15 protein-coding genes, 1 other RNA gene and 1 pseudogene are annotated in these 18,618 nt (G+C 71.6%); 11 read left to right on the forward strand and 6 right to left on the reverse strand.

The genetic code is table 11. From position 1 onward, the window contains the following. Positions 1-3 precede the first annotated feature (3 nt). Entirely contained in the window at positions 4-1,041 is a 1,038-nt protein-coding gene (locus A6048_RS06050; RefSeq protein ID WP_107748238.1) for a cobalamin biosynthesis protein, read from the forward strand. On the opposite strand, the gene A6048_RS06055 is transcribed toward A6048_RS06050, so the two are convergent. From A6048_RS06055 to A6048_RS06065, 3 genes are read right to left on the reverse strand one after another with little or no spacing between them, the layout of a single operon-like run. Further along, positions 1,011-1,937: an SURF1 family cytochrome oxidase biogenesis protein gene (locus A6048_RS06055; RefSeq protein ID WP_107748239.1), complete on the reverse strand. Its 927-nt coding sequence runs from the start codon at positions 1,935-1,937 to the stop codon at positions 1,011-1,013. The two genes, A6048_RS06050 and A6048_RS06055, sit on opposite strands and share 31 nt — an antisense overlap. Before the next feature lie 31 nt (positions 1,938-1,968). Beyond that, positions 1,969-2,445, reverse strand: a complete 477-nt coding sequence (locus A6048_RS06060; protein WP_107748240.1) for a low molecular weight protein-tyrosine-phosphatase — start codon at positions 2,443-2,445, stop codon at positions 1,969-1,971. Next, entirely contained in the window at positions 2,435-3,103 is a 669-nt protein-coding gene (locus tag A6048_RS06065; RefSeq protein ID WP_107748241.1) for an HAD hydrolase-like protein, read from the reverse strand. Before A6048_RS06065 ends, A6048_RS06060 begins: the two co-directional genes overlap by 11 nt. 95 nt (positions 3,104-3,198) lie before the next feature. Here A6048_RS06065 and cobC point away from each other — a divergent pair, with 95 nt between their 5' ends. The 6 genes and pseudogenes from cobC (at position 3,199) to A6048_RS18220 (ending at position 7,624) form a co-directional block, all read left to right on the forward strand. Further along, complete coding sequence (cobC, locus tag A6048_RS06070; RefSeq protein ID WP_107748242.1) at positions 3,199-4,311, forward strand: Rv2231c family histidinol phosphate aminotransferase CobC; 1,113 nt, start codon at positions 3,199-3,201, stop codon at positions 4,309-4,311. After that, the gene (locus A6048_RS06075; RefSeq protein WP_107748243.1) at positions 4,308-5,465 is read left to right on the forward strand and encodes a Nif3-like dinuclear metal center hexameric protein; all 1,158 of its coding nucleotides are present in this window, start codon (positions 4,308-4,310) and stop codon (positions 5,463-5,465) included. The genes cobC and A6048_RS06075 overlap by 4 nt, the downstream gene beginning before the upstream one ends. An 11-nt stretch (positions 5,466-5,476) precedes the next feature. Beyond that, complete coding sequence (locus tag A6048_RS06080) at positions 5,477-6,208, forward strand: zinc ribbon domain-containing protein (protein ID WP_107748244.1); 732 nt, start codon at positions 5,477-5,479, stop codon at positions 6,206-6,208. Positions 6,209-6,216: 8 nt separating this feature from the next. After that, positions 6,217-6,852: pseudogene (locus tag A6048_RS06085) on the forward strand (histidine phosphatase family protein); the annotation flags it as partial. A 14-nt stretch (positions 6,853-6,866) separates the two neighbouring features. Next, positions 6,867-7,296: RNase P RNA component class A (gene rnpB, locus A6048_RS06090), an RNA gene on the forward strand. Positions 7,297-7,450: 154 nt separating this feature from the next. After that, entirely contained in the window at positions 7,451-7,624 is a 174-nt protein-coding gene (locus A6048_RS18220) for an SPOR domain-containing protein (protein WP_146166364.1), read from the forward strand. Between the two features lie 67 nt (positions 7,625-7,691). Here A6048_RS18220 and A6048_RS06095 read toward each other — a convergent pair whose 3' ends face one another. Beyond that, positions 7,692-9,356 carry a CYTH and CHAD domain-containing protein gene (locus A6048_RS06095; protein WP_107748246.1) on the reverse strand — a complete coding sequence of 555 codons (1,665 nt, stop codon included), beginning with the start codon at positions 9,354-9,356 and terminating at the stop codon, positions 7,692-7,694. Positions 9,357-9,483: 127 nt separating this feature from the next. Here A6048_RS06095 and A6048_RS06100 point away from each other — a divergent pair, with 127 nt between their 5' ends. Both A6048_RS06100 and A6048_RS06105 read left to right on the forward strand, forming a co-directional pair. After that, a complete protein-coding gene (locus A6048_RS06100) occupies positions 9,484-10,992 on the forward strand; it encodes a flavin-containing monooxygenase (RefSeq protein ID WP_107748247.1) in 1,509 nt (502 codons plus the stop codon). A 65-nt stretch (positions 10,993-11,057) separates the two neighbouring features. Continuing rightward, complete coding sequence (locus A6048_RS06105) at positions 11,058-11,876, forward strand: SDR family NAD(P)-dependent oxidoreductase (protein ID WP_162845719.1); 819 nt, start codon at positions 11,058-11,060, stop codon at positions 11,874-11,876. A 101-nt stretch (positions 11,877-11,977) separates the two neighbouring features. Here A6048_RS06105 and pip read toward each other — a convergent pair whose 3' ends face one another. Both pip and panB read right to left on the reverse strand, forming a co-directional pair. Next, on the reverse strand, positions 11,978-12,973 hold the full coding sequence (pip, locus tag A6048_RS06110; RefSeq protein ID WP_107748248.1) for a prolyl aminopeptidase: 996 nt from the start codon (positions 12,971-12,973) through the stop codon (positions 11,978-11,980). Between the two features lie 17 nt (positions 12,974-12,990). Next, the gene (gene panB / locus A6048_RS06115; RefSeq protein WP_107748249.1) at positions 12,991-13,854 is read right to left on the reverse strand and encodes a 3-methyl-2-oxobutanoate hydroxymethyltransferase; all 864 of its coding nucleotides are present in this window, start codon (positions 13,852-13,854) and stop codon (positions 12,991-12,993) included. Between the two features lie 270 nt (positions 13,855-14,124). Between panB and glnA the strand changes: the two genes are divergently transcribed. Next, entirely contained in the window at positions 14,125-15,465 is a 1,341-nt protein-coding gene (gene glnA, locus A6048_RS06120) for a type I glutamate--ammonia ligase (protein ID WP_107748250.1), read from the forward strand. A gap of 19 nt (positions 15,466-15,484) precedes the next feature. Then, on the forward strand, positions 15,485-18,562 hold the full coding sequence (locus tag A6048_RS06125) for a bifunctional [glutamine synthetase] adenylyltransferase/[glutamine synthetase]-adenylyl-L-tyrosine phosphorylase (protein WP_107748251.1): 3,078 nt from the start codon (positions 15,485-15,487) through the stop codon (positions 18,560-18,562). Positions 18,563-18,618 lie beyond the last annotated feature (56 nt).

Genomic DNA, 18,618 nt, shown 5'->3' on the forward strand with positions numbered 1-18,618 from the left:
CTCATGAACAGTTATCGGCTCCGAGCACTCGGTACGGCGTTGGGCTTCGCCGCGGATGCCGTGCTCGCTGACCCCGCCCGATGGCATCCCGTGGCGGGTTTCGGGGTCTGCGCGTCGGCGCTGGAGCAGGTGCTGCACCCGGACGCCGGGCCGCCCGGCGACACCGTGCCCCACAGCGCCACCAGGACCCGCCTCCGGGGCGCCGCCTTCACGATGGTGCTAGTCGGCGGAGCGGCGGCGACCGCGGGGGCCGCGGAGATTCTCACCGCCCGGAGGCCCGCCCTGCGGGTGGCCGTCACCGCGGTGACGGTGTGGTCCTGCCTCGGCGGCACGTCACTGCTCCGGGTCGCGGAACGGCATGCGGTGCTGTTGGAGCGGGGGGACGTGCCCGCGAGCCGCGAGCTCCTGCCGTGGTTGTGTGGCCGGGATCCGAGTGCGCTCGACGCCGGGGATCTGGCCCGCGCCGTGGTCGAGTCCGTCGCCGAGAACACCTCCGATGCGGCCGTGGCCACCCTGTTCTGGGCGGCGGTGGCCGGGCCCGCCGGAGCGGCGGCACACCGGGCCGCCAACACCCTCGACGCGATGGTCGGTCACCGCTCGAGTCGATACGTGGACTTCGGGTGGGCCTCGGCGCGACTCGACGACGTCCTGGGATGGCCCGCCGCGCGACTGGCGGCCGTTCTCACCGCCGTACTCGCTCCGGCGGTCGGAGGTCAGCCGAGGGATGCACTGAGCACCTGGCGGCGGGACGCCCGGGCGCACCCGAGCCCCAATGCGGGGGTGATAGAAGCGGCGTGCGCGGGAGCTCTCGGGATCCAGCTGGGCGGGAGGACCCCGTATCCGTACGGAGTGGAGATGCGTCCGCGTCTGGGCCGGGGGCTCGCGCCGCGGCCGGACGATGTCCGCAGGGCGATCCGGCTCATGCGGTCAACCCAGTTCGCCACCGCCGCCGGTGCGGTCGCGGCACAGGCACTCGTCGGGACGGCTGCAGCTCGCGTGTCCCGGCGAGGTCAGGTCCGTAGACGGTCCGCGCGCCGGTGAGCCCGCCGTAGCTCGGCGTCGTCCCGCTGCCCGTAGCGGGCCCGGAGGGCGCGTTTGCGGGCGTCGAATGCGGCGTCGTCGGGGTCGACGCCGCCCGCGTTGACGCCGTCCGTGTCGACACCGCCCGTGTCGACGGGTGCGGCCACGTCGTCGTCCCCCTCGGAGTCCCGGCGTCGGGCCCGGATCTCGGCCCAGGCGAAATAGGCCAGGGCGAGCGGCGCGAGGACACCGAAGGCGAGCCACTGCAGACCGTAGGAGAGGTACGGGCCGTTCTCTATCCCGGGAATCGGCACAGGGGAGAGCGAACCCGGCTGGTCACCGGTCAGTTGGAGGTAGCCCGCGGGCACCAGCGGGTGGTCGAGGGTGTCGCCCAGGACCGAGGGGTCGAGGACCCGCACGGCCGGCAGCCCGTCCACCAGGACGGGCTCGGCCTGACCGTTCTCGGCGGCCCGGATCCGCGCGGTGATCTCGACCGGGCCCGCCGGCGCTGCGACGTAGTCGGGGACCGTGTTGTTCTCGCCGACGGGTACGTAACCGCGGTTGACCAGGATCTCCTGCCCGTCGACCGGGTCGAACACCGTCAACACCTGGTAGACCGGTTCGCCGTCGACCGCGCGGAGTCGCAACAGCGCCTCCGCGTCGGGTCGCCACTGACCGTCCAGGGTCACCAACCGCCATTCGCGGTCGACAAACGCCTCGGGGCCGTCCACCACCTGCCCGAACGGGGCCGGTGCGGCCTCGATCGATTCGGCCAGGCGGGTGTTGCGGGTGTCGAGGTCCTCGCTCTTGCCGAGCTGCCACGGGGCCAGCAACGCGAAGCACGCCCAGGCGAACAGCGCCACGGCGAGCAGGCCGATCAGCCACCCGGGACTCAGAAAGCGCCGCAGACTCCGCATGTCCCCAGGGTATCCGCTGCACCCCGACGGGCTAAGTCAGGAGGGCACGGACCTCGGCCACCAGCCCGGGGAGCGCGTCGGCGATCTGGCGACGGGTCCGGGTGAAGCCATCGTGGTCGCCGTAGTAGGGGTCGGCCACGTCCTCGCCGTCCGCCGCGGGGTCGAACCCCCGGAGGAGTCGGACGCGGTCCTCCTCGACGCCGGCGCCGAGGAGGTGTTCACGGTGCCCGCGGTCGAGAGGCACGACGAGGTCGGCGGTGTGATCGGCGGTGGACAGTTGCGCCGCCACGTGTGCGCTGTCGTACCCGTGGGCCTCGAGCTCCGCCGCGGCCCGCGGGTCCATGCCGTCCCCCACGTGCCAGCCGCCGGTGCCCACGCTCGAGACGGTGACCCTGTCCCCGAACCCGGCCCCGGAGAAGGCGTGTCGGGCCATGACCTCGGCCATGGGGGAGCGGCAGATGTTGCCCGTACAGACAAAGACCACGTGCACGACCGGGTCACCACTCATGGACGATCCGCTCCAGCTCGGCCGTGTCCGACGGGGACCAGCGGGCGCCGTCCCACTCTCCAGGGCTGCCGTATCCCCAGCGCACGATCGCCGTGGGGATCCCGTAGCGGGCGGCACCCTCCACGTCGTGCTCGCGGTCGCCGATCATGAGCACCTGGTCGGTGCCCCCCGCGGTCGCCGGCACCGGGTCCACCCCGAGCGCGGCGAGCGAGTGCGCGATCACGTCGGCCTTGGCCGCCCGCCCGACCCGCAGGTCCGCGCCGCCGATGAACTCGAACGGGTCGTCGAGCCGGAAGTGCTCCAGGATCCGCTGCGCGGCCTGCTGGTCCTTGCTCGTCGCCACCGCCATCCGGTAGCCGTGACCGGCCAGCCGCGCCAGCAGTCCGTCCATTCCCTCGTAGACGGCGTTCTCGAGCCAGCCCACGTCGCTGTAGCGCTCGCGGTACGCACTCATCGCCCGCTCCAGGTCGGTGCCCCCGAGCCCCAGCGACGCGAGGGTGTCCGGCATGGGAGGGCCGGCGATGGAGCGGATGTCACGTGAGTCGTCCCAGCGGGCGCCGACGGCGTCCAGCGCGTGGTGGAGCGACCTGGCGATGCCGTCCAACGAGTCGGTGATGGTGCCGTCGAGATCGACGAGGAGGATCGGGCGGTCGGGCATACCGTCATCCTCTCAGACCCCGGCCGGCGTGCGCGGCCACCCGTCGCCGCCGCCTGTCGTCGCCACCCCTGCGCGACCCGCCTAGGCTGCCGGATATGACACCCGCGCCCGGACCCGCGCCCGGGCCCGCGCCCGAGCATCTGCCCGAGGGGCCGTCGTGGGACGCGCTGCGTCACCACGGTGATGCCGAGCTGGTGCCGGGCGGGGTGGACTTCGCCGTCAACGTGCGCGGTGACGGACCGCCCGCGTGGTTGCGGGAGCGGTTGGCGTCCCGCCTCGGAGACCTGGGTGGATACCCCACCGTCGACGACGACGAGGCGGCCGTGGCCGCGGTCGCCGCCCGCCACGGGGTGGGTCCCGACGGCGTCCTGCTGCTGGGCGGTGCCGCGGAGGGGTTCCACCTGATCGCCGACCACGCTGCCCGGCGTGGCCTGCACGCGGCCGTGGTGCACCCGTCCTTCACCGAACCGGAGGTCGAGCTGAGGCGGGCCGGAGTCGGGGTCGACCGCGTGATCCTGCCCCCTCCGTACCGACTCGATCCCGCGCTCGTGCCCGATGAGGCCGACCTCGTCGTCGTCGGCAACCCCACCAACCCCACCTCGGTACTCCATCCCAGGGACACCGTCGCGGCGTTGTGCCGCCCCGGCCGGGTGACGGTGGTGGACGAGGCGTTCTGCGACGTGGTCTCAGACGAGGCGGGGCACACCCTCGCCGGCGCCGGACTGCCCGGCCTGGTGGTGTTGCGGTCGTTGACCAAGACGTGGGCGCTCGCCGGGCTCCGGGTGGGGTACGCGGTGGGCGATCCGGCGGTGCTCGCCGACCTCGCCACGGACCGCCCGCACTGGCCGCTGGGCACCCTGCAACTTGAGGCCGTCCGGGCCTGCCTGGCTCCCGCGGCGGACAGGGAACTGGAGACGGTGCGCGCGCAGGTGGTGGCCGAACGCGAGGCGATGGTGGCCGCTCTCGAGACCGCCGGGATCCCGGTCGTGGTGCCCCCCGAGGCGCCGTTCGTCCTGGTGCGAACCCCCGCCGGGATGGATCCCGTCGCGTTCCGTGCGGGCCTGGCGCGCAGGGGGATCGCGACCCGCCGCGGGGATACGTTCCCCGGCCTCGACGCCACCTACCTGCGTCTGGCCGTGCGTGACGGCAGGATGGTGGCCGAACTCGTCCGCGCGTGGCGGGCGCAACGGGAAGGGGATCGACGATGACCACCGGTGGGACCACCCTGGCCGACGTGATCGACCTCCTGGAGCGCGCCTACCCGCCGCGGCTGGCCGAGTCGTGGGACCGCGTCGGCCTCGTGGCAGGTGACCCCACCGCTCAGGTCGGGTCGGTCGTGGTGGCCGTCGACGCCACCGACGCGGTGGTCGATCACGCGCTCGCCCTGGGTGCTGAACTGCTCCTGGTCCACCACCCGCCGCTGTTGCGGGGGGTGCACTCGGTCGCCGCCGACACCCCCAAGGGGAGGCTCCTGCACAGGCTCATCGCGGGCGGGTGTGCGCTGTACGCCGCGCACACCAACGCCGATTCGGCGCGGCCCGGGGTCAACGACGCCCTCGCCGAGACGCTCGGCCTGACTCCGGGGCGGCCGCTGGCGCCGACCGGCGACGGCACCGTCGACCGGTGGGTGGTGACGGTGCCCGACGACGACGTCGAGGACCTCCTGCACGCGGTGTTCGCCGCCGGCGCGGGCCGGATGAGCGGGTACACCGAATGCTCCTTCTCGGTCCCGGGCACCGGCCGCTTCCGCCCCGGCGACGGAACGGACCCGGCGATAGGCGTGGTCGGCGAGCCCGAGCAGGTCTCCGAGACGCGGGTGGAGTTCGTGGCGCCACCCGAACTCAGATCCGCGATCCGCCGAGCGGTCACGGCCGCACACCCGTACGAGGTCCCCGCCATGGACGTGCTGGTCAACCACGCCGGTCCAGGCCCGGGCCCGGAGGACACCGGTCTCGGCCGTATCTGTGACCTGCCCGAACCGATGTCGCTCGCGGAGTTCACCGAGCTCGTCGGAGCGCGACTCCCGCAGACGCGGTGGGGGGTCCGCGCCGCCGGGGACCCGGGCACGGAGATCAGGCGCGTCGCGCTGTGCGGAGGTTCCGGCGACTCCCTGCTGGGGGCGGCGCGCGCGGCGGGGGCGGACGTGTACCTCACCGGGGACCTGCGTCACCACGTCGTGGACGAACACCTCCGCGAAGGCGGGCCGGTGCTGGTGGACGCGGCGCACTGGGCTCTGGAGTTCCCGTGGTGTGCGCAGGCCGCGGCGCTGCTGGAGGAGGGGGTCGGGGTGACGGCGACCGTGTGCGACCTGCGCACCGACCCGTGGACGGTGGCGTCCGGGGGAGCGGGCGACGGGCGGTAGTCTTGGCCCTCATGAAGGCCGATCCCACCGTCCAGCGTCGACTCATCGACATCGCCGAGCTCGACCTGCGCCTGGGCTCCCTCGCGCACCGGCGCAGATCCCTCCCGGAGCAGGCGGTGCTGGACAAGCTCGAGGCCGAGCGGCGGTCGGCCGTGGAATCCGCGGCGCGGGCCCGGATCCACGTGGAGGACCTGGACCGCGCGATCGTCAAGTTGCGCTCGGATCTCGAGGCCGTGCGCAGGCGTCGCGCCACCGACGCCGACCTGTTGGCTGCCGGAGGGTTGTCCGACAGGCAGGCCACCGAGCTCGAGTACGAGCTCGGGTCGCTCCACCGCCGCGAGGAGAACCTGGCGGCAGAGCTCTCCGAGCTGACCGAGCGCCACGAGGCCGTCGAAGCCGACGTCCGCCACTCCGGTGCGATCATCACCGACCTGGACGCGCGGCTGGGGATGGCCGTGACCGTCCGCGACACCGCACTCGCCGAGCTCGAGGACAGCGTCACCGCCACGACCGCCGAGCGGGCCCGCCAGGCGGAGGACCTCCCCACCGAGCTGCTCGACCTCTACTCCCGTAGCGCGGAGGAGGCGGGAGTGGGAGCGGCGATCCTCAACGGCGGCCGGTGCTCCGCGTGTGCGATGGATCTCGACCGGACCACCGTGTCCGCGTTCCGCACCGCTCCCGCGGACGACGTCCTGAACTGCCCGGAGTGCGGCGTGATCGTGGTCCGGACGGACAACTCATGAGCGGCGGCCCGGGCTGGACCGGTGCCGCCGGGAGGCCCACCCGGATCGTGCTGGCCCGTCACGGTCAGACCCCGCTCTCGGTGGACCGGCGCTATTCCGGGCAGGGCGACCCCGACCTCACCGACCTGGGGGTGGTCCAGGCCGAACGGACCGCCGATCGACTGGCCCGCATCCCGGAGCTCTCCGCCGTGGTCACCTCGCCCCTGCGCAGGTGCCTGGGCACAGCCGAGCGCGCCGCCGACGCGGCGGGGGTTCCCCTGCTCGTCGCGGACGATCTCATCGAGACCGACTTCGGCCTGTGGGAGGGCCTGACCTTCTCCGAGGCCGCCGAGCAGGACCCCGAGCTCCACGCCAGTTGGCTGTCCAACACCGCCGTACCGCCCCCCGGGGGCGAGAGCTTCGCCGTGGTCCGCGCCAGGGTCGAGCGGGGCCTTCGCCGGATCGTCGAGGAGAGCCCGGGCGGCGTGGTGGCCGTGGTCAGCCACGTCACCCCCATCAAACTGGCGATCCGCGCGGCACTCGACGCCGGCGACGAGCTCCTCTTCCGGCTCCACCTGGACCTGGCCTCGGTCTCCGACGTGCGCTTCTACCCGGACGGACCGACCTCCGTACACCTGGTCAACGACACCTCGCACCTCGACTAGACTGCCAGGGCGAACGAGTCGGCCGGACGGCCGCGGGCAGGGGAACCGGCGCCGACAGGCGAGAAGGCCCAGGTCCGAGGAAAGTCCGGACTCCACAGAGCAGGGTGGTTGCTAACGGCAACCCGGGGTGACCCGCGGGACAGTGCCACAGAAAACAGACCGCCGCGCCTGCGGGCGAGGTAAGGGTGAAACGGTGCGGTAAGAGCGCACCAGCGCCCCGGGCGACCGGGGCGGCTAGGTAAACCCCACCCGGAGCAAGGTCAAAGGCCGCACCGCCTGCGGTGCGGCTGCGCGGATGGTGTGCAGCGATGCACGGAAGGGCTGCTCGCCCGAGTCCGCGGGTGGACCGCTCGAGGCACCCGGCGACGGTGTGCCCAGATGGATGGTCGTCGCCCCTCCGCATGCGGAGGGGCACAGGATCCGGCTTACAGGCCGACTCGTTCGCCCCAGCACCAGCCCCCGGGCTCGCGCCCCTCGCCCTCGGAGAAGCAGCGTCAGCCGGAGAGGCCGCGTAAGTCAGTAAGGCGGAGCGAGTTGGGCCACACTCCCGAGTAGGGTCACAGGAGCACGTCCACCGAGTGATCCGAGGAGGCCCGTCGTGACGGAAGAGCAGTGGTACTACGACATCGCCACAGGTCAGGCGCTACAGGGCAAGGTGACCAACTGGGACAACCGCATGGGTCCCTATGCCACCCGCGGCGAGGCCGAGGCCGCGCTGGCCAGGGTCAAGTCCCGCAACGAGGCGTGGGACGCGGAGGACGAGAAGGACTGAGGTGAGTGGGTCTGGGTCATGAAGGACTGAGGTGGGAAAGGTCGAGTAGGGGAGCGCCTGCTAAGGCTCACCGTTTCGACCCTGCCTTCTTCCCACCCTGGTTCTTCCCGCGACCCTCCTTCTTGCCCCGCCGCCGGGCGGATCGACGGGATTCGGACAGTTCGCGGTAGGCCGCGGTGACGGTGGCCGCGTCGTTCTCGAACCCGGCCAGGGCGCGCTCGGAGAACCCTCGTTCGTGCTCGAAGAGCACCCCGAACCCGAACGTCGACTCGCCGGCAGACTCCGCGCGCTTGGCGATCCGCCGGATCCACATCCGGGCGGTCACGCTGTCCTGGACGTCGCCGAGAACGGTGTGCAGTCGTTGACACGCCGTGCGCAGCGGCGCGACGGACAGGCCCTCCGACTCCCGGAGGGCGCCGACGTTGCGTCGCAGGGCCTTGGCGCGCTTGCGGACGACGTGCGTCAACTCCTCGCGTTGGGCCAGGGTCAGCTCGAGTGCCTCGAGGTCACGTTCCGTGCGGGTGCGGGCCTTGGTGAACTTGGCGAACTGCCGATCCACACCCCGCAGGATCATGTCCTCGGCCTCGCGCTTCCGCCTCTTCTTGGCCGGTGCCGGTGCCGGCGCGGCATCGTCGGAGGGGTCGCCGGCGGCGGTGTCGGTGCCGGCGAGCTCCACCAGGAGGTGGAGCCGGTCGATCAGGTCGAGGTAGCGGTCGGAGCCCAGCGCCGCGGTGACGCGGGCGGCGGCCCGCCGCTCCTCCACCTCGAGTTCGGCATGCAGTCGCCGTCGGGTCGCGTGGTCCACGACGTCCTCGGGGTAGCCGGCGGCCAGTGCCCCGAGTCGCTCGTCGACGACCTGGATGTCCCGAACTTTGCCCAGGACCGCGGCCAGGACCTTGAGCTCCTCGAGCACCCCGGCCAGGTCGATGTCCGTGTGCTCGGTCTCCGCCTCGAGCTCCTTGGCGAAGGAACTGATGGTGCTGCGAAGCCCACGGACCGCCACCCGCATCTGGTGGACACCCACCATCGTGACGCGTCGGGCGGCCGGGTCGTGGTCGAGCACCCGGTGGAGGTCCTCACGCAGGGCGTCCTTGACGGGAGAGATGCCCTTGTCGGTCACGTCTGGGAGGGGGCCGAGGGTGCGGGCGAGTTTGGACGACGACGACGAGGTCGTGGCTCCGGCGTCGGTGCACGCGGTGGCGACGGCGGCGAGATGGTCCCGCGCACCGGGCCGCGACGGATCGACGAGTTCCGCCTCCCACTCCCGCCAGTCGCCGCCGGCTCCCGCGGTCGCGAACGAGTCGGTGGAGACGTGGTCGTCGCAGAACTCCACCACGGCCGTTCCGTCCGGCTCGCGCAGGATCAGCACATGCCTCTGGTTGTCCACGCGGGCCACGGGCGCGAGCGGCCGACGGCGGACCAGCCCGGCCACCGCCGCCACGAACTCGGCCGGGACGTCGTCGCCGTGGTCGAGCGGGACCTGAAGTTCTACCCGACCGGCTTCGGACGGCAGTTTGAGGTGCCAGCCGGCGTCATCACCGCCGGTGCGCCGCCTGAGCGTGACCTTGTGGCGGGTGAGCGAGAGATCGGCGGTGTCGTAGTAGGTCGCGGAGAGTTCGTGAACCACCGGTTCGTCCGCCAGCAATGGGGCGAAAGCCTCCGCGGTGGGGATCGGGGTGTCGGGGCCGACCTCGAACTTGCTCTCGACCTCCACGGTCTCGCTGATCGTCATGGTCTGGTTCTATCAGGCCCGGGTGAACGCGGCCTCCGGCTCGCCCCCGATCAGCTGGCCCTCATCGGACTTACTAGCGGGTAAGGTCGTAGTGGTTCCGATCACATGCTCGTCGTAGGGAGAAGAAGTGGATCAGACGACAACCGTCGACGTCCTCGTCGTCGGGGCCGGGTTCTCCGGTCTCGGGACGGTCATAAAACTCACCGAGGACGGATTCGACGATGTGATCGTGGTGGAGCGGGGCACCGACGTGGGCGGCACCTGGCGCGACAACTCCTACCCGGGGGCGGCGTGTGACGTGCCCTCCCACCTGTACTCGTACTCCTTCGCCCTCAACCCGGGGTGGTCGCGTGCGTTCTCGCCGCAGGGCGAGATCTATGACTACATCCGCCGCGTCACCCACGACGCGGGCGTACGGGAGAAGATCAGGTTCGGCGTCGAGGTCACCTCTGCCCGCTTCGACGAGTCCCGCGGCCGGTGGACGGTCGGGACGACGGCGGGGGAGTACGACGCTCGAGTGCTGGTGCTGGGCGTGGGCGCGTTGTGCGAACCACGGTTGCCGGAGATCGACGGGATCGGAGACTTCGCCGGCCCCGTCTTCCACACCGCTCGCTGGGACCATTCGGTCCCGCTGGCCGGTCGACGCGTCGCGGTGATCGGGACCGGTGCCTCGGCCATCCAGGTGGTGCCGTCCATCGCCCCGACCGTGGAGCACCTCGACGTCTACCAGCGCACCGCGCCCTGGGTGCTGCCCCGGATAGACAGGCAGTATCCGGGGTTCGAGAGGGCCCTCTACCGCAGGGTCCCCGGTCTGCAGCGTGCCGTCCGGGCCCTGCAATACGCCAGCCGCGAATTCCAGGTCGTGGGATTGACCCGTACCCGTGCGGCCCTCGCCCCGATCAAGGCCATCGGTCGCGCGCACCTGGCGATGTCGGTGCGCGACCCCGGTCTGCGCGCCAAGCTGACGCCGAACTTCGAGATCGGCTGCAAACGGATCCTGTTGTCCAACGCCTGGTACCGCGCGTTGACCCGCCAGAACGTCGACGTGGTGACCACGCCCATCAGCCGGGTGACCGAGGGCGGGATCGTCACCTCCGACGGCGCCGAGCACCCGGCGGACGTGCTGGTGGTGGCCACCGGATTCCACGTCACGGACTCGCCGTTCTTCGAGCGCGTGCGTGATGCGTCCGGTCGGACCCTGGCGGACAAGTGGGCGAGTGAGGGGATGGAGGCGTACAAGGGCACCACCGTCGCGGGGTACCCCAACCTCTTCGTCCTGATGGGTCCCGCGACCGGCCTCGGCCACTCGTCGATGATCTACATGATCGAGTCCCAGCTGAACTACCTGGTGGACGCGATGCGCAGCATGCGAGACCGGGGCCTGCAGACGGTGGAGGTCCGCGAGGCGGTCCAGAACGCCTATAACCGTGAGCTGCGCGAGAACACCGGAGAGACCGTCTGGGTGACCGGCTGCAAGAGCTGGTACCTCGACGCCAAGGGCAACGCCCCGGCGGTGTGGCCCGATTTCACCTTCTCCTACCGCAACCAGACGAGGGACTTCGACTTGAGCGCCTACCGCCGGACCACGATCGACGAAGCCGCCGCGGCGCCGACGGTGCAGGGGGCACTCCGGTGAGCGCCCCGATCGGCAAGGTGATGTCGGCGCTGGGTGGGCTGACCGCCCGCCGTCCCCGCTGGCGGATGGACGGCAAAGTCGTCGTCGTCACGGGTGCCGGTTCCGGCATCGGTCGCGAACTCGCACGTGAGGCGGCGCGCCGGGGAGCCCGGTTGGCGCTGAGCGACGTCGACGTCGACGGTCTGGCCGAGACGGTGCGGCTGGTGGGGGCGGAGACCTCGGTGGAGGTGCACTCCGACCGACTCGACGTCGCCGAGCAGGCCGCGGTCGCGGAGTACGCCGGCCGCGTGGTCGAGCAGTTCGGGGTGGTCAACCTCGTCGTCAACAACGCCGGTATCGCGTTCACCGGGTCGGTCGCTCAGTCCGGGTACAAGGACATGGCCCGGGTGATGGATGTGGACTACTGGGGGGTCGTGCACGGCACCAAGGAGTTCCTGCCGCACCTCATCGCCTCCGGAGACGGCCATCTGGTCAACATCTCCAGCATCTTCGCGATCCTGTCCGTGCCCACCCAGAACGCCTACAACGCGGCCAAGGCCGCGGTGCAGCAGTTCACCGAGTCCCTGCGGATGGAGATGCTCGCCGGCGGCCACCCCGTGGACGTCACCTGTGTGCACCCCGGGGGGATCAGGACCGCGGTGGCCAGGAGTGCCGGCGCGGCCGAGGGCCTGGACAGCGCGACTTTCGCCACGATCTTCGACGCCAAGTTCGCACGGACGGAGGCGTCGACGGCCGCGCGGGTAATCCTCGAGGGGGTCGAGCGGCGGCGCGCGCGGGTGCTCGTGGGGCCCGACGCGTATGTGCTGGACGCGCTGGTCCGGCTGTTCCCGGCCGGATACCAGAAGGGCACGGTGGCCGTCTCCCGCCATTTCGGGGTGGTCTGACCCGGCCACCCCTGACGAGTGGTCACCTCTGTCCAGCGCCGCCGGCGCCCACCTGGGCCGACGCGGACCGAGGTGAGCACTCGCCGGGTCGTGCGCTGGGTTCAGGGCCGGAAGCGGTCGGTCGCCTCGAGTAGGTGGTGGGTGGTGCCCGGTTCGGCCATCGCGTGCCCGGCGTCCGCGACGATGTGCAGCTCCGAGCCCGGCCAGGCCGCGTGCAGTTCCCACGCGTTGGCGACCGGGCAGACCACGTCGTAGCGGCCGTGGACGATCACGGCGGGGAGATGTGCGATCCGGTCCATCCGGTCCAGGATGGCCCGGCCGTCGAGGAACGCGTCGTGGACGAAGAAGTGGTTCTCGATCCGGGCGAAGGCCAGCGCGAACCTGTCCGCCTCGTCGTCGTCCCCTGTCCCCGGTCGGGGGAGCAACGTGGACGTCGTGGTCTCCCACGTCGTCCACGCGCGGGCGGCCCCGATCTCGGTCACCGGATCGCCGCAGTGCAGGAGGCGGTGATAGGCGGCCACGTGGTCGAAGCCGTCGCGGTGGACCTCGTCGGCGCCCTCGGCGGCCAGGAGCGGCGCGAGGTAGCCCTCCCACGCGTCGGGGAACAGGTGCGCGGCGCCGCCCCGGTAGAACCAGTCGATCTCCGACGGCCGACACAGGAAGATCCCCCGCAGGACCAGGCCACGGACGCGATCAGGGTGTTCCTGCGCGTAGGCCAGTGCCAGGGTGGTGCCCCACGAGCCGCCGAACACCAGCCAGCGCTCGATCCCCAGCGCCTCGCGAAGCCGCTCGAGGTCGGCCGCGAGATGCCACGTGGTGTTGACGGCGAGGTCCGCACCGTCGGCGACGTGCGGCGCGCTCCGGCCGCACCCGCGCTGGTCCACCAGGATGATCCGGTAGGCGGCCGGGTCGAACATCCGGCGGTGCGCCGGGGAGGTCCCGCCGCCGGGCCCGCCGTGGACGAACAACACCGGGGAGCCATCCGGATTGCCCGAACACTCCCAGTACAGGCGCTGACCGTCGCCCACGTCGAGCATGCCGCTCTCGTACGGCTCGATCCCGGGGTACGGGGTGCGGCGCGTGGTCTGCTGGTTCATCGACGATCCCTGCGCGGTCAGAAGGAGTGGTCGGGGCCGGGGAACGTGCGCGAGCGGACCTCGTCGCCGTATTCGCGGGCGGCGTCCCGCAGGGTGTCGGCGAGTTGCGCGTATCGCTTGACGAACTTCGCCGTCCGTCCGGTGCCGTGGCCGGCCATGTCCTGCCACACCAGTACCTGGGCGTCGCAGCCGTTGCCGGCGCCGATGCCGACCGTCGCGATGTCCAGCTCGGCGGTGACCTCGCGGGCGAGGTCGGCGGGCACCATCTCCATGACGACGGAGAAGGCCCCGGCCTCCTGCACGGCGCGGGCGTCGGCCCTCAGGTCGTCCGCTGCGTCCCCGCGTCCCTGGACACGGAAACCCCCGAGGCCGTTGACGGACTGGGGGGTGAACCCGATGTGGGCCATGACGGGGATGCCGGCGTCCACGATCGCCCGGATCTGCGGTGCCATCCGCACGCCGCCCTCGAGCTTGACGGCCTGGGCCCCTCCCTCCTTCATCATCCGCGTGGCGGCGGCGACGGCCTGCGTCGGTGAGGACTCGTAGCTCCCGAACACCAGGTCGGCCACCACCAGTGCCTTGGGGGCACCGCGCGTGACGGCCCGCACCAGCGGGATCATCTCGTCCTCGGTGACGGGGACCGTGGTGTCGTACCCGTAGACGACGTTGGCGGCGGAATCCCCCACCAGCAGGACGGGGATGCCGGCCTCCTGGAACAACCGCGCGGAGACGACGTCGTAGGCGGTCAGCATCGGCCAGGGTTCCCCCGCGGCCTTCAGCTCGGCCAGGTGGTGGATCCGGGTCACCCGCGTCAGGCCCCGGGGGCCGTCGTCCGGCGCGCCACCGGAACCGTAGACCGGGGTGTCGGGGTTGTCGCTCATGGCGGTGTGGCCTTCCTACGGTGACCTCGAGGCCGACACGATGGCCGGTCCCCGGGTGGACAGGGGGGGCGGTGACGGACGCTGCCGCCGCCGACGAGTCTGCCACGGCCCGGGGGGGCGTCGGTCTCGGGCCATGTGGCCGGAGGCCCGGGGCAGGGGCCGGTGGCGGTCGGTGAGTAGAGGGCGGAGGCCGGTAGACGGGGGCCCGGTGAGTGTGTCGCGGACCCGATGTCACACGCTCGTAACACGACAGGCACTAGGTTGGGCTACATGAACCGCCAGCAGGAGTACGTTCTCAGGACCTTGGAAGAGCGCGACATCCGGTTCGTCCGGCTCTGGTTCACCGACGTTCTCGGGACCTTGAAATCAGTGGCCGTCGCACCGGCAGAGCTCGAGGGGGCGTTCGGGGAGGGGATCGGCTTCGACGGCTCCGCCATCGAGGGATTCTCGCGGGTGTCCGAGGCCGACACCGTCGCCAAACCGGACCCGTCGACGTTCCAGGTGCTGCCGTGGGCCCACGCCGACGGTGGCCAGCACTCGGCGCGCATCTTCTGCGACGTCTTCAACCCCGACGGCAGCCCGAGCTGGGCCGATCCGCGCCATGTGTTGCGCCGGCAGCTCAACAAGGCCGCCGACCTGGGCTTCTCCTGCTACGTGCACCCGGAGATCGAGTTCTTCCTGTTCAAGGACCTCGACACCAACGGAGCCGAGCCGGTCCCCACCGACAACGGTGGCTACTTCGACCAGGCCGTTCACGACTCGGCCCCGCACTTCCGGCGGCACGCGATCGAGGCGCTGGAGGCGATGGGCATCTCGGTGGAGTTCTCCCATCACGAGGGCGCACCCGGACAGCAGGAGATCGACCTGCGCTACGCGGACGCGCTGAGCATGGCGGACAACATCATGACCTTCCGCTACATCGTCAAGGAGGTGGCCATGAACAACGGGGTGTGGGCGTCGTTCATGCCCAAGCCCCTCCGTGATCACCCGGGTTCGGCCATGCACACGCACATGAGCCTGTTCGAGGGCGACGCCAACGCGTTCCACGACGCGGACGACGAGTACCAGATGTCGACCACGGCGAAGTCGTTCGTGGCGGGCATCCTGCGTCACGCCCCGGAGTTCTCGGCCGTCACCAACCAGTGGGTCAACTCCTACAAGCGGCTCATCGGCGGCGGCGAGGCCCCCACCGCCGCCACCTGGGGCCGCGCCAACCGCTCGGCCCTGGTGCGGGTTCCCATGTACACGCCCAACAAGGCCTCCTCGCGACGCATCGAGGTCCGCAGCCCGGACTCGGCGTGCAACCCGTACCTCGCGTACGCGGTGATGATCGCCGCCGGGATCAAGGGCGTCCAGGAGGGCTACGAGCTGCCGCCGGAGTCAGAAGACGACGTGTGGACCATGAGCCGGCGCGAGCGGCGTGCGATGGGCTACACGGATCTGCCGGGAAGCCTCGAGCAGGCCCTCGACGCGATGGAGGAGTCGGAACTGGTCGCCGAGGCACTCGGTGAGCACGTGTTCGAGTTCTTCCTGCGCAACAAGCGACGCGAATGGCGGGAGTACCGCAACGAGGTGACCCCGTACGAGCTCCGCAACTACCTCGCCCTGTGACCGGACGGTCGAGGTGAGCATGGATTCGTCGCGGTCCAAGGTGCCCAGCCCGGGCCGTCTCGGACTGCTCGACCAGCGCGCCGGGGACTGGTTGAACTACCTGGAGTGGACCGACGAGGACGCGATCCCGCTGCTGTGGGCGCTCTCGCGCGCACCCGACCCGGACCTCGCCCTGGGGGCGCTGGTCCGGCTCCGGGAGGCGTTGGCCGCCGACTCGCACGGTAGTGGCCCGACCGCCGGCGCCGGTGTCGACGCCGGGGTGGCGGCCCTGGACTCGGCGCTACGTTCTGACCTACAGGTGCGCGGACGTCTGCTGGGGTTGCTCGGTTCGTCCAGCGCCCTCGGGGACCATCTGGTGGCACAGCCCACCCGCTGGGCGCTCCTCCGTTCGCCCCTGCCGTCCCGCGAGGACGTCCTGGCCGACATGCTCGGTGTGGTCGACGCCGTCCCGGAGGAACCCGTCGAGGGTGCCCCCGCGCCGTCCCAGAGCGCGGACCTGCGCAGCGTGGGAACCTACCGCGCGGGGGTCACCGGCGGCGCCGCGGTCAACGTGCTCCGGTCCGCGTACCGCGACCACGTCGCACTGCTGGCCGCACACGACGTGGCGTCCACGGTCGAGGACGAGCCGGTGCTGCCGTTCGCGGAGGTGGGCCGTCGACTGGCCGATCTCGCGGACGCGGCGCTGACCGCCGCACTCGCGGTGGCCGTGGCCACCGTGTATCCGGGCTCACCGATGCCGAGCCGACTGGGCGTGGTGGCCATGGGCAAGGGCGGGGCCCGCGAGCTCAACTACATCTCCGACGTCGACATCATCTTCGTCTCCGAACCCGCGGACGCCAAGACCGGTCGTGTGGCCGGGGAGATGATGCGTATCGGCTCGATGGCCTTCTTCGAGGTGGACGCCGCCCTGCGACCCGAGGGCAAGTCCGGCGAGCTGGTGCGGACGCTGGAGTCGCACGAGGCGTACTACAAGCGGTGGGCCAAGACGTGGGAGTTCCAGGCTCAGCTCAAGGCCCGACCGATGACCGGTGACCTGGCACTGGCCACCGAGTACTACGACACCGTCCATCCGCTGGTGTGGACGGCCTCCGAGCGGGACGACTTCGTGCACGACGTCCAGGCCATGCGTCGCCGGGTGGAGGAGAACGTCCCCGAGACGCTTCGCGAGCGCGAGCTCAAACTCGGTCGCGGAGGCCTGCGCGACGTGGAGTTCGCCGTCCAGCTCCTGCAACTGGTGCACGGGCGCACCGACGCCGAGCTGCGGGCCACCAGCACCGTGGACGCTCTCGGAGCGCTCCGGGCGGGCGGGTACATCGCCCGGGAGGACGGCGCCAACCTGGTGGCCGCCTACGAGTTCCTGCGCCTGCTCGAGCACCGTCTCCAGCTCCAGCGTTACAAGCGCACCCACCTGCTCCCCGAGGACGGCGACAAGGAGGCGTACCGCTGGCTCGCCCGGGCCGCTCACATCCGGCCGAGCGGTCGGCACGACGCGGCGGAGGTGCTTCTCGAGCAGCTGCGCCAGGTCCGCAGCCGGGTGCGCAGACTCCACTCCAAGCTGTTCTACCGCCCGTTGCTGGATTCGATCGCCGCCTACGACGCGGAGGCCCTGTCCCTGAGCTCCGAGGCTATGGAGCGGCAGCTCGCGGCCCTGGGGTTCGGTGCACCCCGCCACGCGCTCGGGCATCTCAGAGCCCTCGCCGGGCAGAACAACCGCCGCGGTCGTATCCAGGCGCTGCTCCTGCCCGCGTTCATGGAGTGGCTCGCCGACACCCCGGACCCGGACGCCGGCTTGCTGGCCTACCGCAAGCTGTGCGAGGAGCACCAGGACGTCACGTGGTTCCTGCGCATCCTGAGGGACGACAGCATCGTGGCACGCCGACTGGTGACGGTCCTGGGCACCTCGGCGTTCGTCTCCGAACTCCTGCTCCGCAACCCCGAGGTGATCCCGGAACTGACCGACGGGGCAGAGGGGCCCGTGCTCGTGGCGTCCAAGGTCTCCGACATCGCTTCCGCGCTGTCCGCCTCGGCCTCCCGCCACCGGGCCCCCGAGAAGGTCATCGCCGCGGCGCGGTCGCTGCGGCGGGCCGAGCTCGCCCGGATCGGCGCCGCCGACGTGTTGGGGTTGGTGTCCGTGCCCGAGGTGGGCAAGCGGCTCTCGGCAGTGTGGCGGGCGGTGCTGGAGGCCTCGCTTGCGGCGGTGATCAGGGACATGGCCCCCGAGGGGGAGTCGCCGCCGGCCCGGCTCGCGTACATCGGGATGGGGCGCCTCGGCGGGGACGAGCTGTCCTACGGATCCGATGCCGACGTGATGATCGTGTGCGACCCCGTGGACGGCGTCGCCGAGGACGTGGCCGTCCGGTGGGCCGTCCAGGTGGCCGAAAGGGTGGGCCGACTGCTCTCCTCGCCGTCGTCGGACCCCCCTCTCGACCTCGACGCGGACCTGCGCCCGGAAGGCCGCAACGGACCCCTGGTCCGGACGCTCGCGTCCTACCGCGCCTACTACTCCAAGTGGGCCGAGACGTGGGAGTTGCAGGCCCTGCTGCGCGCGGCGTTCGCCGCGGGTGATCGCGACCTGGGCCTGGACTTCCTGCACATGATCGACGAGTTCCGCTACCCGGAGGACGGCGTCCCGCCGAAGGTGGTGCAGGAGATCCGGCGCATGAAGGCGCGGATCGACACGGAGCGGTTGCCCCGGGGCGCCGACCCGGCCACGCACACCAAGCTGGGCCGCGGCGGTCTGGCGGACGTCGAGTGGTCCGCCCAACTGCTCACCATGCAGCACGCGGCGCGGGTGCCGGGCCTGCACACCACCTCCACCCTGGAGGCGCTCGAGGCCGCGGCCGCCGCCGAGTTGCTGTCCGAGGGCGAGCGGGAGGCGCTGGTGCAGTCGTGGCTCATGGCCGCCCGTGCCCGAAACGCGCTGGTCCTGGCGCGCGGCAAGGCGGTCGACCAACTCCCCGGTCAGGGCAAGATCCTGGCTGCCGTGGCCAGCATCTGTGCCGGGTCATCCGACGGCGCTGAGTTCCTCAACCAGTATCTGCGGGTCACCCGCCTCGGCCGAAAGGCCGTCGACCACGTGTTCTGGGGCGAGAACTGAGGTGTGTCCGGGACGGAACCGGGGTTGTCACCGATGCGCTCCGGGGCCGGACGCCG

Source organism: Dietzia psychralcaliphila, from assembly GCF_003096095.1.
Taxonomy (GTDB): Bacteria; Actinomycetota; Actinomycetes; order Mycobacteriales; family Mycobacteriaceae; genus Dietzia; species Dietzia psychralcaliphila.

Bases quoted from the DNA above. Each gene is read 5' to 3' on its own strand.
- A6048_RS06080 (WP_107748244.1), top strand. From the start codon at position 5,477: ATGAAGGCCGATCCCACCGTCCAGCGTCGACTCATCGACATCGCCGAG.
- A6048_RS06105 (WP_162845719.1), top strand. From the start codon at position 11,058: ATGGACGGCAAAGTCGTCGTCGTCACGGGTGCCGGTTCCGGCATCGGT.
- cobC (WP_107748242.1), top strand. From the start codon at position 3,199: ATGACACCCGCGCCCGGACCCGCGCCCGGGCCCGCGCCCGAGCATCTG.
- pip (WP_107748248.1), bottom strand. From the start codon at position 12,973: ATGAACCAGCAGACCACGCGCCGCACCCCGTACCCCGGGATCGAGCCG.
- A6048_RS06055 (WP_107748239.1), bottom strand. From the start codon at position 1,937: ATGCGGAGTCTGCGGCGCTTTCTGAGTCCCGGGTGGCTGATCGGCCTG.
- A6048_RS06075 (WP_107748243.1), top strand. From the start codon at position 4,308: ATGACCACCGGTGGGACCACCCTGGCCGACGTGATCGACCTCCTGGAG.
- A6048_RS06125 (WP_107748251.1), top strand. From the start codon at position 15,485: ATGGATTCGTCGCGGTCCAAGGTGCCCAGCCCGGGCCGTCTCGGACTG.
- glnA (WP_107748250.1), top strand. From the start codon at position 14,125: ATGAACCGCCAGCAGGAGTACGTTCTCAGGACCTTGGAAGAGCGCGAC.
- panB (WP_107748249.1), bottom strand. From the start codon at position 13,854: ATGAGCGACAACCCCGACACCCCGGTCTACGGTTCCGGTGGCGCGCCG.
- A6048_RS06065 (WP_107748241.1), bottom strand. From the start codon at position 3,103: ATGCCCGACCGCCCGATCCTCCTCGTCGATCTCGACGGCACCATCACC.
- A6048_RS06060 (WP_107748240.1), bottom strand. From the start codon at position 2,445: ATGAGTGGTGACCCGGTCGTGCACGTGGTCTTTGTCTGTACGGGCAAC.
- A6048_RS06050 (WP_107748238.1), top strand. From the start codon at position 4: ATGAACAGTTATCGGCTCCGAGCACTCGGTACGGCGTTGGGCTTCGCC.
- A6048_RS06095 (WP_107748246.1), bottom strand. From the start codon at position 9,356: ATGACGATCAGCGAGACCGTGGAGGTCGAGAGCAAGTTCGAGGTCGGC.